We start from the raw sequence: 12,916 nt of genomic DNA on the forward strand, positions 1-12,916 counted from the left end.
ATGGGTGTTTATTGTTTAGTATTTTTTTCTGTTAATTCTTCATAAGCCATTTGGAAATTATTCTTTAAGAAATCTCCGTTCATTCCTTGAACTCCATTTACCGCGCTTAACTTCATGACTTCCTCTTTTGTTTTACCACTTTTAATTTCGGCAGATACATGAATAATTAATTTTTCTAAATAATCGGTTAAAGTCAGTAAATCCTCTTTTTTGCAGGTAATTTCCGTTGGGTTAAAGGCATGACCGTAAGTAAAAATGGTGTCCTTATCAAACTGCTTTTGAATTTTATCATTCACATGAATCCAATTAGCCACACTAGCTCCTGCACTTCGATCGATGATAGGATACCGCTTATTGCCGAATAAATCACCTAAATGGACAACATTGGCATGCTCAAAATGAATGGCCACATCTCCGTTAGTATGTGCCGGCCCAAAATAATGAGCCCTAATTCTTTCTTTACCGATTTTAGCTGTCCAGGTATCTTGAAAGGTTTCGGTAGGATAATATTGTTTGTCCTCTGTTTTTGCGCGTGCGGCGGCGGCGATTTGGTTTTTCAATGAGTTCTCATGAGCCACCACTCGATTAACTATTCCTTTAAAAGCAATATTCCCACTGGTATGATCCCCATGATGATGGGTATTCATCAATAGCTGAATTTTCTGATCGGATTGTTTTTTCAACTCATCGATAACATGTTGGGATTGGTCAGGAAACTGTGTGTCGACTACTGCATATCCATCCTTAGTTTTCAATACCGCTATGGTACCCCCTCTTTCACTAAAAAGAGAAATACCCCCACGTAATTCTTTCCAGGTAAAAGCTGGACCTTGATATAAAGATGACTGTGCAAAAAGGGATGATTTTGACCCTAGAAGACATGAAAGCAACAAGGTATTGGCAGAGCCTTGAATAAACTGTCGACGTTTTATCATTTCTATTACGTTTAAATTCAAATGTAATTGAGTAATACCAATGGCTTTAATTTTTGAGACCAAAACATAAAGTAATCTCACGAAATCCCCCTATTTTATGGGAATTAATCAATTTTCGGGAGTTTTATTTAATGCCTGTTCAATTCTTGAATCAGGAATAATCCATAAAATGGCAATCCCATAAAATATCAATAAGCTTACCATGGGATAAAAAAAGGCGATTATTATACCGGAAAAATAGCCCCCCGTAGAAATTCTCTCCTTCCACCGGTCAGTTAGTGCTTGACCGATGGTCGACTCATGTCCTTCATGTTTAATGGCTAGTTTTTCCAATACTAAAAAGGCTAAAGCACACATCAATAAAACAAAACCATATAAGGCTACTGTATTTTTCGCAAAGTCATTTTCTCCCATCCAACCCGTAACAAATGGCAATAGAGATAACCAAAATAATAAAGCCAAATTGGCTAATAAAACTTTCCCATTAACCCGTTCTATGGCTTGAAACATATGATGGTGATTATTCCAATAAATCCCCACATAAATAAAACTAAACAGGTAGGAAAGAAATTTAGGCATTAAGGGCTCCAATGCCTCAAAACTTGCTCCATGAGGAACTTTTAATTCCAAAACCATGATGGTAATGATGATGGCTAATACCCCATCACTAAAGGCTTCTAAACGATTGGTAGTCACAGGAATACAATTTTTGGAAAGGTATAAAAAATTTGAACTAATCTGACGAACTGGGCATTTGTTTTTTACCTACATACAAAGCCACAATTACAATAACCGTTCCTATAAGCGTGTAAATGGTAATAGTTTCGCCACTAAATAGATAGGCATAAAAGTAGCCAAATAGGGGACAAAGAAAAATCCATAATGAGGCTGAAATGGGGTCTTGATCAATCAAATAAAACCATAACCATAAGGCTATAATAGACACTGGAATGATTAACCAACTTACTGCAAACAAAAAGCGTAGATCAAAATTTGCCTCCTGAAATGAAGCAAAACTGGTAGTAAATGGCAACATGAAAATTCCACCCAATAAAACCTGCCAACCATTAATAACCAATGAATTTAACTTCCAATCTGTTCGAACATAATAAACCGTAGCCGCAGAAACGGTGATAATACCACCAATTAAAATCACCAAACCCTTCCATACGGCCGGCTCTACTTGTAATTGGAGATAAGATGCAATCAAAATTCCGGCTAAGCCTAGTACTAAACTTCCCATTTCTTTTACTTGAGGTTTTCTTTGTAACAAAAGAGCCGAAAGAATAGTAATGAATATAGGATTTGTAGCGGTGGCCAAACTACCAATCCCCGGACTTAGGAATTTAATAGCCATGACAAAGGCTCCTAGGTAAATGGTGGAATTAAATAAGCCAAAAAAGGATAATTGCCTCAGCTCTTTCCAGCTCGGTTTTATCCGATGTTGGGGCCGAAAGAAATAAGAGATAAACAAAATAAAAATACCTGCAAAAACTAAGCGAACATTGGCTAAAATAAAGGGATGAACCGAAAGAATTCCCATTTTTGTGGCCACTGCCGCAGATGACCACAACATAGCAAATAAAAGGCCAAAAGCGACATTTTTCATGGAATCTAGCTGAGGGGCTGGTAGGGAAATGCCATAATCCCCTTTGATAATATTGATTAACACAATGGCTTTTCTTGCCTTGCTAACAAAGAAAAGAAATCTTCTTTTAAAATAAACTATTGAAAACCATATTTTGGGATTAATTTTGCGTCCCTTTTCTAGATAAAAAATACCTACACTACATGTCAAAAAAGTCAAATCGGACCAAAATTATATTAATTCTCGGAATACTATCTGCGATAGGGCCCTTATCCATTGATATGTATTTGCCTGCCTTTAAAAATATGGCGGCAGCCTTGCATTGTTCTCAAGAACAAATGGGCTATACCTTATCTAGCTTCTTTTTTGGTATTTGTCTAGGGCAATTAGTCAATGGGCCCCTTCTAGACCATTATGGCAGAAAAAATGTCCTATACATTGGACTAAGTATTTACGTCATCAGTTCATTCGGCTCAGCATTCTCCTTCACCGTGGAACAACTCATCATTTGGCGCTTTTTTCAGGCCATTGGTGGAAGTATTGGAATGGTTGCCCCTAACGCCATCATTCGAGAAACATTTAAAGAAGCCGAAAGACCTAAAATTCTTTCCTTGATGATGCTAATTCTGGGGGTTTCTCCCATCTTAGCTCCTTCCTTAGGTAGTTTGCTTTTAACAATTACTAACTGGAACATCATCTTTGTATTGTTGGGAATTATTACGCTTTTCATCATTTTCTTGATCAAAAGTTGGTTACCAGAAAAAATCAATAAACACCCGAAAGGGCCATTTAAATTGGGAAGTATTTTAACCTCCTACGTGGCACTTTTACCTGAAAAACAGTTTTTAACTTTCGCTATTTCAGGGGCCATAGGCTCCGGTTGTATCTTTACCTTTGTTTCAGGTGCCCCCCTTACTTTTTTGAATTTTTACCATGCTGATGAAAAGCAATTTGGTTGGATATTTGCCATGGTGGCATCTGGGATTATTGGTGCTAGTCAGTTTAACCACTGGATATTAAAACGTTTCAGTAGCCAACAAGTTCTTTCTTTTGTTTTACCCCTTCAGTTAATATTGGGGATTACCCTTGCCCTATTATCTAAATTTGGATTGATTAATATTCAAATCAATATCCTACTTCTTTTCTTGATTTTGGCTTGTCAGGGTTTAGTATTTCCGAATATCATCAGTCTGGCTTTACAACCTTTCCATGAAGGGGCTGGTGCGGCCTCTGCCATGATGGGGGCTATGCAAATGGCCTGGGGATCTATCTGCGCAACCTTACTAGGGTTACTTTTTGATGGTACTCCTTTTACCATGGCTATCATCATGGTCTTTTGCGCCTTATCTGCCAATTTTATTTTATTTGTACTGGGGAAAAAATACTTTCAGCCTGTTCAAGCCTAAGCTATTGACGGTATTAATGAGTACTCTTAAGCAAAGTAAAAAGTAAATCCTTGAGGTATTTTTCTACAAATATTTGCTTATTCTCGTTTTGACAATCCGTCAATTTTGGCAAATACATACTAAAGAATAATTGAGAATGAGAGGTCTCTATCAAGGTACTACTCAAAGAGTGAGGATATAAATAATTTGAGTCATAGGTTTGTATCAAACTAGAAATACGCTCACATAAATCCTTGTAAGGTTTAAAAACCTCATGTTGATTGATTTCCTTAACTTCTTTAACCAAATACACCTTGCTGCTCTCTGAGACCACTATTTGATGTAAATAATTCTTGTTATAATCCGTCTGACCAATACTCTCGGGCAAAGCACGCGTTAGAAGCTCAACTAATTTTTCTAACTTAGATTTTGAATTTTGTATAGGTTCTAGCTGGATTACCACCAAATATTCCATGTAAGACCAATACCAATTTAGAATATAAAGAAGGAGGCGATGCTTATTTTCAAAGTAACGATAGATGGTCGCCTCGGTCGTATTCATTTCAACCGCGAGTTTTTTAAACGTAAAATGTTCAAAACCCAATTGAAAAATTAAATCTATGGAATGTTTCACTATTTGCTTCCCCAGTTCAGTACTTTCTGGATCTCGCAAGTAGATTTTATCATTGACCTTAAAGCTTAATGAATAGTCCATGCCCTTAGAAATATTTTACAAACATAAATGATAGAAATACTATCTCAAAACATTTTTTAATTTTATTCGTAATAGTATTACTATTATTTAAAAAAGTGTTTTAATTTTGTCTGAGAAATAAGCATGTATGATGAAAAAACAACCCATTGATCGAATAAGCAAACTGGTCGGTGATCATAAAAAAGAGATCACATCCATTTATTTGTTTTCAATAGTAAGTGGTTTAGTGAATTTAAGTCTTCCCTTGGGTGTACAGTCCATCATAGGTCTGGTAATGGGTGCCACCATGGTTACCTCCATCTACATTTTAATCTTTTTAATCGTATTGGGTGTATTTTTAGTAGGTCTGCTCCAAATCAATCAAATGAAGATTATTGAGGCATTGCAACAAAAAATATTCACTCAATATTCGTATGACTTTGCAGTTAAAATCCCCAAAATGGATTTGATGAAAAATGACCAATACTTCATCCCAGAAAAAGTATCTAGGTTCTTTGACATTGTCAATATTCAAAAAGGATTCGCAAAGATTTTGCTAGACATTCCTATGGCGAGTGTACAGATTCTTTTTGGAACGATTTTATTGTCTTTATACCATCCATTTTTCATCGTATTTAGTATAGCCTTATTACTCACGTTAGTTTTTATATTGTACGGAACTAGTCAAGTGGGTATTGCAACCAGCATAGAGGAATCTAATTATAAATATGGCGTAGCTAATTTCTTTAGTGAAATCGCTCGAACTGTCAAGTCTTTTAAATTCAGCCAGGGCTCTAACTTAAATATCGATAGAACAGATAATAATGTGAGTCAATATCTGTTAGCTAGAACTAAGCACTTTCATGTATTATTATTTCAGTATAAAACCTTAGTCACATTTAAAGTCGTTTTGACCATTTTAACCCTTTCCTTAGGTGCCTATTTATTAATTAATCAACAAATCAACTTAGGTGAATTCATTGCTGCAGAAATTGTGATTTTGATGGTAATAGGTGCCGTTGAAAAATTGATCACTAGTCTAGACAGTGCTTATGATGTGATTACAGGCTTAGAGAAATTGGCTAGCGTGGTAGAAAGCCCCATGGAATCTTCTGGTGAACTTGAGCTAAATGTTGCGCAAGGGATACAAATAGAAATTAACCAATTGTCTTTCCAATTCCCATCAGGTAGCCCTATTTTTGAAAACCTTTCCTTGCACATTAAAGCAGGGGAAAAAGTGGCTGTGTTGGGAGAAGAAGGCGCTGGTAAATCCATGTTTTTAAGATTACTGACAGGAAATTATCAGAGTTTTAAAGGGTCTATTTTAATTAACCACATCCCTCTTCAAAATTATAGTTTAGCCAGTTTAAGAAAACATACAGGTGTTTTATTACATGGCCAAGAAATTTTTGGGGGAACTGTTTGGGAAAATATCAGCCTAGGACAAGAAGAGATAAGTCCCAAAGTCATAATGGAAACTGCTCAAAAATTGGGGTTTGAGAATTTCATCTCCCATTTCCCGAAAGGATTTGACCATCAAATAGAGCCAATAGGCAAAAAAACGCCCCAAACCATCATCAGAAAAATATTATTACTTCGGGCTATTTGTGGTTCCAAAAATTTACTTCTTTTAGAAGAACCATGGAGTGGGCTAGATCTTCCTAGTGCCGAACGCCTGAAAAGCTATTTGATCAACCCGGCGAATCAAGCCACAACCATCATCGTGTCGAATGACCCAGATTATGTAAGTGCCACTGATCAACAAATCAACTTATAACATGGAAAATTTTAAGTCATTTAAATTAATCTATCAGCAAGGCAAAAGTACCGAAATACGCTTTTGGATTATCGGGCTTTTATTAATTAGCTTGGGTATTATCTTTCTTCCATGGACTCAAAATATTCAAACCAAAGGAAATATTACTAGCCTATACCAAGAACAAAAGCCTCAAAAAATTTATAGCCCGATAGCCGGTAAAATAACGAATTGGTGGGTAAAAGAAGGAGACATCGTTCAACCAGGAGACACCCTAGTTAGAATAAGTGAGATCAAGGATGATTACTTAGATCCTAATTTAATTGGTCGAACCCAAGACCAATTAAACGCGAAAAAAGGGTCATTGGAATACTACATCCAAAAAGTAAAAGCCACGGAAGCACAAATAGCTAATTTAAAACAATCAAAAACATTAAAGAAAAGTCAGCTAGCGAATAAGTTGATTCAACTTCAGCAAAAAATCAATGCCGAAAGAGCTGAATTAGTAGCGAGTACCAATGAGCAAAACTTGGCGAAAGATCAATTGGACCGTTATCAGCAGATGTATAAAGAAGGTTTGATTTCACAGACTCAATACCAACAAAGAAACGTTTCAGCACAAAATGCTTTAGCCAAAAAAATCATGTCTGAAAATAAGGTAAATCAGACTATTCAAGAAATCAATAACACACAAATAGAACTGAAAAGTGTGGATCAAGAATACGATGAAAAAATCAATAAAGCAGACAGTGAAAGGTTACAAAGTTTAGGACAAATAGAAACCAATAAAGGGGAAGTAGCTAAACTAGCTAACCAAGTCACCAATTATTCCATTAGAAATGGCATGTACTATATTTTAGCCCCTCAAAGTGGCCAAATTGTACAGGGTAAAAAAACGGGTATTGGGGAAATCATCAAAGAGGGTGAAGAACTTTTGAGTATTGTTCCTCAAAATGAAAATTATGCCGTAGAAGTATTTGTTAGGCCTGTAGATTTGCCCCTCATTTCTCCTGGGCAATCCATCAGATTCATATTCGATGGCTTCCCGGCCATTATTTTCTCTGGAGGATGGCCTGAGCAAAGTTTTGGTACCTTCGCTGGTAAGATTTTGGTAGTAGAAAATGCCATCAATGAAAACGGCCTTTTTAGGGTCATAGTTCAAGAGGACGCCCGTTTTAAAAAATGGCCCAAGCAGATAAAAATTGGTGCAGGGGTTAAGGGTATTATTTTGTTAAACGATGTACCTCTTTGGTATGAATTATGGAGAAATATCAATGGCTTCCCTCCTGATTTCTACCATGCTAAACAAGATAAAAATACTGCCTATGAAAAGTAATATTATTTGGTTTTTATTACTGGCCAATTTGTCTTGGGCGCAAAACAAAACCTTGCATCCAGAAGCGTTTTTAAAAATTGTAGAAAAATATCATCCAGTGGCGCGTCAAGCCCAGATTGATATCCGTAAATCTGATGCTCAAATTCTAGCGTCAAGAGGTGCGTTTGATCCTATTTTAAGGCATTATATTGCGAGTAAAACCTTGGATGGTGCCAGTTATTACCAATACAATGCCCCTGAACTTAGTATTCCTACTTGGTATGGAATTGAGCTTAATGCGGGAGTAGAAAACTTACAAGGAAATCGTTTAGATATTAGCCAAACCATGGGGCAAACTAGCTACATTGGAATTCAAATTCCTGTGGCTAAAAACCTCTTGATGGATAAAAGAAGAGCCGCCTTGCAACAAGCCAAATTGATGAATAAAATGGCCTTTGCCGAACAAAGGGTTGTTTTGAATCAATTGTTTTTAGAAGCCATGGAGGCCTATTGGCATTGGTTAAAATGTTATCAAGCCTTACGAATTACGAACCAAAACTTAGAGGCGGCTAGAAAACGAGTAGATTTTGTCAGAAGAAGTGTAGAATTAGGTGATAGACCCGCTGTGGATACCTTGGAGGCCAGCACACAGTTCATGTACATGGACAATCAAAACCTAGCCAAAATGGTAGAATATGAAAATTCGACGCTTCAGCTTTCAGCCTTTCTCTGGCAAGAAAATAATACGCCTAACATCTTAACAAAAGACGTAAGCCCAGCCGAAGTATGGGGAGATTTTAGTCTATTTTCTAATTTTGATTTAGACCTGAATTCTATTTTACAAAAAGTTGATTCCTTTCATCCTGAAATACAAGCCTATCTTTTCAAAATTGAAGGGCTTAACGTGGAGAAAAAATTAAAGTTTCAAAGTTTATTACCCAAAATTGACCTTCAATACAATCACCTCATGAAGGATAAATATTCCTCCAATGCTGGTGCATTATTTGCTAATAATTACCAATATGGAATCAAGTTTGAACTTCCTTTGCGGCTTTCATCTGGAAGAGGAGAATACCAAACCGCCAAGTTGAAGGTGGAGGAAACGACCATCCAACTATCACAGAAAAAACAGCAGATCCAAATCAAAATAAACAGCTATTTCAATCAATTTCAGAATCTTAAGAAACAGATACAAACCCAGGAAAAAGCTGTTACCAGTTACCAAGCTTTAACCAAGGCAGAAGAATCTAAATTTTCTCAAGGGGAATCATCCTTGTTTTTAATCAACAGCCGAGAGATAAAGGCCTTAGAGGCTGCTGAGAAATTATTGGACCTAAAGGCCTATTTATTTAAAACCGTCTATGCCTTACAAGCAAGTGCCGGCCTTTTGATTTAAATAAAAAAGGCAAGAAACCGACTTGCCTTTTGTCTCTTCTTTCCCCTAAGATGCTTGATAAGCTAGGATGTCAGCCGGTTGACACTCTAAAGCCTCACATAAGGCCTCCAAAGTGCTAAATCGAATGGCTTTAGCCTTCCCTGTCTTTAATATGGATAAATTGGATAAGGTTAAATCGACCTTTTCGGATAGTTCATTTAAAGACATTTTTCTTTTTGCCATCATGACATCTAGATTTACAACAATAGGCATATCTATACAGTTAAATCGTTTTCTGATTGTATCTCAATTCCTTTTTTAAAGATTTGGGCAAAAATAAAGATCACCCCCGCCAAAAAAAGTGTTTCCCCTCCATTCCATTCTAAATTGGGTAGCTCTAAATACTCTTGATAAGCATAAGAGCCAAGAGATAAAAGCCAAAGAGTCAAAATCATAATGCTTATTTTTTCCATCAAATTTGCGACTTCCCATTGAAATGGATTGGACAAATTAATTTTTGATAAGGTTTTAATGACCAAATGAGCTACATAGGCCTTTATGGCCAAAAGGCCAGCTGTCAAGGCAATCACCAAGCTATAATCCACTAAACTCGATTTTTTAAGCTCATACAAATTCCATCCTTCGTAAAGATCTTTGGCGACTATTTCATTGAATAGACTCAGGGCAAAAGTGAAAAGTATAGCCCCACATTTAATCATTAGGCCTATGAATGCGACCCAAGAAAGCACATTCATGACGGTTAAAATACTCTGTGTTTTCGTTTTCATTAATTTGTTGTTTAAATTGTTTTGCAAATTTTAAACAATATTTATTGATAAACAATAAATTTATAATAATTTTCAATAAATTTTTATTGATGATAAGGATGGCTATTAAACAAGAACCTTATTTTTTATGCGTCACTTTATATACCTTTCCTTCCTTATCATAGGTAGTCCACTCGCCCGTTTGTTTACCTTGATTGAAAAAACCCGAGCGCAAAATGGTACCGTCTTTTCGATACCATTCCCAATACCCCGTATAAATACCTTGGATATGCTGGCCCTTTGCCCAAAGTGATCCATCTCGATGAAAAAGCTCATATTTTTCCTCCATAATTAGTACGGTTTAAATCTTAGTTAAAGCATGCCCATAGGTCTTCCCTCATGAAGGAGAATATTGACCTAAAAAATAACCTCATTAATTTCTATTCTTCACTTGCCATTGGTAGTAATACCGACAAATGGGATAATAGAATAATGCCACTAAAAGCCAAATGATATAGACTTCTGAAAGACTCAATCCAACAAAAGCTTTAGGTCTACTTAATTGAAAGCCGAATGCCAAATCAGCCCACTGAAAGCCTTGATTAAAAATGAAAATAAACAAAAGAAGGTGGAGGACAAACCAGTGGCTAACAAAAAAGAATAGCGGTACTCGTCCAAAACTTGAAATAATTTCAACTAATTTTTTCCCTAAAACCGAACGTAAATTTACCAACAAACACATGATGCCTAAGGTTAAGGCGGTAAAGCTCAAGCTTGGTGGATATTTGGAAACATTGAAAAATGACATACCTTGTTTGACCCATGTCCCATCAGTTAAAGCCGGAGAATCTCCTCCTAAATTTAGGAATCGAACCGCCAAAAATACGGTTAAAAAGACTAGCCCCATTTTCCAAAAATCCTTATCCGATTTCTCCTTAAAATAATACCCTAGTGAAAAACCCAATAAACATATACCTAACCAAGCTAGCGGCGGATAACCTACAACTAGAAGGGTTCCATTAGGCAATGGAAAGGCATTGGGACTAATTAAAAATGAAAGCGCCTGAAGCCACGAAGGTTGAAGTAACAAAAGGGCTTGCTGAATTAAGATAATACCAATAGCCAAACCTAAAATTTGCCTGGTTGAAAAACCATGAACCAGTCCGATGATCACCATGGAAAACCCTATGGCACTTAACACGTCAATGAGTATTAGTCCAAAATGAATATCAACAAACAATCCAAAATTAACAACCGTTAAATCCAGCAAAATTAAACCTAGCCCACGGCGGATCATACGTAGCCGAAATTGCCCTTTATCTTCCGTTCTTTGATAGACCAAATAAGCTGAACTTCCGGCTAGAAATACAAAAATTGGGGCGCATAAATGGGTGATGATACGAGTATAAAAAATAGAAGGACTGGTTACGGCCAAATCCGTGGGAGATTGATCAATAGCATGGATATGAAACAAATCCCTCACATGATCTAGTAACATGAGAATCACTACCATACCCCTTAAAAAATCGATGGATTCTACTCTTTTTAAAAGCATTTTCTAGATATTAGAAAGTATATTTTAAGCATTGTAAATTCTTTTCTTGATAAAGTTTCAAGGGATTTTTGCCTCAAACTCCTTAAATCTTCGATCTAAATCTTGACGTAATTTCTGTTTGATGGCCGCTTCTTTAATAAAACTATAGTCCAAACTATTATATACCAATTGCTTTATATTGGCATAGGTAAAAAATGGATAGGACTTAGCCAATAATACAAACTGCTCAGTTAAACTAGTCCGAAGGACACCGGCATCGTCCGTACTAATTACCATCGGAACCTTAAAATCGTGGTACAATTTAATGGGATGCTTATCGCCCTTGATTTGTAAAATAAATCGGTTAGAAACAAGGTTCACTTCAACCGGAATTTTCTGGTGACTCATGTACCTCAAAAGCTCATAACTATGCTTTTCATAAGGCATATCCACGCCATGACCAATTCGATTAGCTTTTGCTGTATGAATAGCCTCATCAATATGCCAAGTCAAATTTTCTGGGGCCACTTGGCCCATGGCTAATTCCCCGGCGTGTAAAGAATATTTCACTCGAGGAAATTTCTGGTGACAAAACTGAAACATCAACATGTGTAAACGATAATCCTTCATGGAATTTTCACCATGTTCAGGAGCCACCATATTCACCCCCACCACTAAATCACTTTGGTTAGCCGACATAAAGCTAATGACGATGTCCTTAAATAAATCAACGGGATTTTTGAATCTCAATACATACTTTTGATACCGCATGCTAAATCTTTCATCGTCAATTTTCAAGCTATCATGAAGATGTTGAATGAAAGAATTATTCCAAATTACCGCCTGATTCATCGACTCCTTTTGCATCAACTTCGAATAAATATTTTCCAGTAAATTCAAAACGGCTTGTTGGTCTGACTGATGCATCAATTGACGTAATTCAGCATCATAAGCTGTTAAATCTTGAATATTTACCTTGGAATAAACGGGAGTAAACATGGTTTCAAGGTAGCTCACATTTTCGGCTATAGCCCGATTCTTTAACTCCACCATGCCAGGCGCATATTCTTCATGTAGAGCCGGTAAAAATTTATCAAAAGACTCAAAAAACAATTGATCAGAAGGATAAAACCCTGTATAAAAATCCTTTACGGACCAGCGCCTTAAAATCTCATTTTTAATCCCTTCCAATCGACCCTCCGAGGCAAGTTCAGAAAATCGTTTCCAATTCTTTTGGCCCGCTTGATCCTTAGCCACAGCCATCGTTTCAGTATGAAGGTAGTAATCCAATTTAATGGCTTTTTCCAAAAGGGGTTCCGCGTAAATAGAGCCACTAAAATGATGATGCAAATCTCCTCCTTTGGGCATTTGGGCCATAAAAGCCGTCAACTGAGCCTCATTATTTCTAATTTTCTGCAAATATTGTGCAGCTTTTTGCTCCTGCCCCAAAAGACTAACAGGAATAAGTATGTTAAAGATGAGGGCTAAAATGTATTTCATGAATTAGTATAAAGGTACTTGTTGATTCAAAGGGCTCTTTAAAATTACGGGTAATTGAATACATTTG

13 protein-coding genes are annotated in these 12,916 nt (G+C 36.5%); 4 read left to right on the top strand and 9 right to left on the bottom strand.

Annotated features, from left to right (window positions below; genetic code table 11):
• Positions 1-8: 8 nt before the first annotated feature.
• The 3 genes from SKC36_RS10050 to SKC36_RS10060 form a co-directional block, all read right to left on the bottom strand.
• Positions 9-935 carry an MBL fold metallo-hydrolase gene (locus tag SKC36_RS10050; RefSeq protein WP_459465785.1) on the bottom strand — a complete coding sequence of 309 codons (927 nt, stop codon included), beginning with the start codon at positions 933-935 and terminating at the stop codon, positions 9-11.
• A 108-nt stretch (positions 936-1,043) separates the two neighbouring features.
• Complete coding sequence (locus SKC36_RS10055) at positions 1,044-1,631, bottom strand: TMEM175 family protein (RefSeq protein ID WP_459453722.1); 588 nt, start codon at positions 1,629-1,631, stop codon at positions 1,044-1,046.
• Positions 1,632-1,668: 37 nt separating this feature from the next.
• Positions 1,669-2,607, bottom strand: a complete 939-nt coding sequence (locus SKC36_RS10060) for a DMT family transporter (protein WP_459465786.1) — start codon at positions 2,605-2,607, stop codon at positions 1,669-1,671.
• Positions 2,608-2,726: 119 nt separating this feature from the next.
• Between SKC36_RS10060 and SKC36_RS10065 the strand changes: the two genes are divergently transcribed.
• Positions 2,727-3,929, top strand: a complete 1,203-nt coding sequence (locus tag SKC36_RS10065; protein WP_459453720.1) for a multidrug effflux MFS transporter — start codon at positions 2,727-2,729, stop codon at positions 3,927-3,929.
• A gap of 13 nt (positions 3,930-3,942) precedes the next feature.
• Here the strand turns inward: SKC36_RS10065 and SKC36_RS10070 are convergent, their stop codons facing one another.
• Positions 3,943-4,623 carry a TetR/AcrR family transcriptional regulator gene (locus tag SKC36_RS10070; RefSeq protein ID WP_459453719.1) on the bottom strand — a complete coding sequence of 227 codons (681 nt, stop codon included), beginning with the start codon at positions 4,621-4,623 and terminating at the stop codon, positions 3,943-3,945.
• A 127-nt stretch (positions 4,624-4,750) separates the two neighbouring features.
• On the opposite strand from SKC36_RS10070, the gene SKC36_RS10075 reads away from it, so the two are divergent.
• The 3 genes from SKC36_RS10075 to SKC36_RS10085 are packed head-to-tail and all read left to right on the top strand — an operon-like array spanning position 4,751 to position 9,069.
• Positions 4,751-6,379 carry a peptidase domain-containing ABC transporter gene (locus SKC36_RS10075; protein ID WP_459453718.1) on the top strand — a complete coding sequence of 543 codons (1,629 nt, stop codon included), beginning with the start codon at positions 4,751-4,753 and terminating at the stop codon, positions 6,377-6,379.
• A 1-nt stretch (position 6,380) separates the two neighbouring features.
• Positions 6,381-7,694: an HlyD family secretion protein gene (locus SKC36_RS10080; RefSeq protein ID WP_459453717.1), complete on the top strand. Its 1,314-nt coding sequence runs from the start codon at positions 6,381-6,383 to the stop codon at positions 7,692-7,694.
• On the top strand, positions 7,684-9,069 hold the full coding sequence (locus SKC36_RS10085; RefSeq protein ID WP_459453716.1) for a TolC family protein: 1,386 nt from the start codon (positions 7,684-7,686) through the stop codon (positions 9,067-9,069). Before SKC36_RS10080 ends, SKC36_RS10085 begins: the two co-directional genes overlap by 11 nt.
• Before the next feature lie 45 nt (positions 9,070-9,114).
• Here SKC36_RS10085 and SKC36_RS10090 read toward each other — a convergent pair whose 3' ends face one another.
• The 5 genes from SKC36_RS10090 to SKC36_RS10110 form a co-directional block, all read right to left on the bottom strand.
• On the bottom strand, positions 9,115-9,321 hold the full coding sequence (locus SKC36_RS10090; RefSeq protein ID WP_459453715.1) for a helix-turn-helix domain-containing protein: 207 nt from the start codon (positions 9,319-9,321) through the stop codon (positions 9,115-9,117).
• A gap of 2 nt (positions 9,322-9,323) precedes the next feature.
• Positions 9,324-9,836: a DUF2975 domain-containing protein gene (locus tag SKC36_RS10095; protein WP_459453714.1), complete on the bottom strand. Its 513-nt coding sequence runs from the start codon at positions 9,834-9,836 to the stop codon at positions 9,324-9,326.
• A 118-nt stretch (positions 9,837-9,954) separates the two neighbouring features.
• Positions 9,955-10,164, bottom strand: coding sequence for a toxin-antitoxin system YwqK family antitoxin (locus tag SKC36_RS10100; protein ID WP_459453713.1), 210 nt, complete (start codon positions 10,162-10,164; stop codon positions 9,955-9,957).
• Between the two features lie 84 nt (positions 10,165-10,248).
• The gene (locus SKC36_RS10105) at positions 10,249-11,370 is read right to left on the bottom strand and encodes a DUF1624 domain-containing protein (RefSeq protein ID WP_459465787.1); all 1,122 of its coding nucleotides are present in this window, start codon (positions 11,368-11,370) and stop codon (positions 10,249-10,251) included.
• Between the two features lie 57 nt (positions 11,371-11,427).
• On the bottom strand, positions 11,428-12,849 hold the full coding sequence (locus SKC36_RS10110) for an adenosine deaminase (RefSeq protein WP_459453710.1): 1,422 nt from the start codon (positions 12,847-12,849) through the stop codon (positions 11,428-11,430).
• Positions 12,850-12,916: the final 67 nt, after the last annotated feature.

The organism is Aquirufa sp. OSTEICH-129A, assembly GCF_054558355.1.

Excerpts from the sequence above, each read along its gene's own strand:
- SKC36_RS10080 (WP_459453717.1), top strand. The coding sequence starts at position 6,381 with ATGGAAAATTTTAAGTCATTTAAATTAATCTATCAGCAAGGCAAAAGT.
- SKC36_RS10075 (WP_459453718.1), top strand. The coding sequence starts at position 4,751 with ATGATGAAAAAACAACCCATTGATCGAATAAGCAAACTGGTCGGTGAT.
- SKC36_RS10065 (WP_459453720.1), top strand. The coding sequence starts at position 2,727 with ATGTCAAAAAAGTCAAATCGGACCAAAATTATATTAATTCTCGGAATA.
- SKC36_RS10070 (WP_459453719.1), bottom strand. The coding sequence starts at position 4,623 with ATGGACTATTCATTAAGCTTTAAGGTCAATGATAAAATCTACTTGCGA.
- SKC36_RS10110 (WP_459453710.1), bottom strand. The coding sequence starts at position 12,849 with ATGAAATACATTTTAGCCCTCATCTTTAACATACTTATTCCTGTTAGT.
- SKC36_RS10100 (WP_459453713.1), bottom strand. The coding sequence starts at position 10,164 with ATGGAGGAAAAATATGAGCTTTTTCATCGAGATGGATCACTTTGGGCA.
- SKC36_RS10090 (WP_459453715.1), bottom strand. The coding sequence starts at position 9,321 with ATGCCTATTGTTGTAAATCTAGATGTCATGATGGCAAAAAGAAAAATG.
- SKC36_RS10095 (WP_459453714.1), bottom strand. The coding sequence starts at position 9,836 with ATGAAAACGAAAACACAGAGTATTTTAACCGTCATGAATGTGCTTTCT.
- SKC36_RS10085 (WP_459453716.1), top strand. The coding sequence starts at position 7,684 with ATGAAAAGTAATATTATTTGGTTTTTATTACTGGCCAATTTGTCTTGG.
- SKC36_RS10050 (WP_459465785.1), bottom strand. The coding sequence starts at position 935 with ATGATAAAACGTCGACAGTTTATTCAAGGCTCTGCCAATACCTTGTTG.
- SKC36_RS10105 (WP_459465787.1), bottom strand. The coding sequence starts at position 11,370 with ATGCTTTTAAAAAGAGTAGAATCCATCGATTTTTTAAGGGGTATGGTA.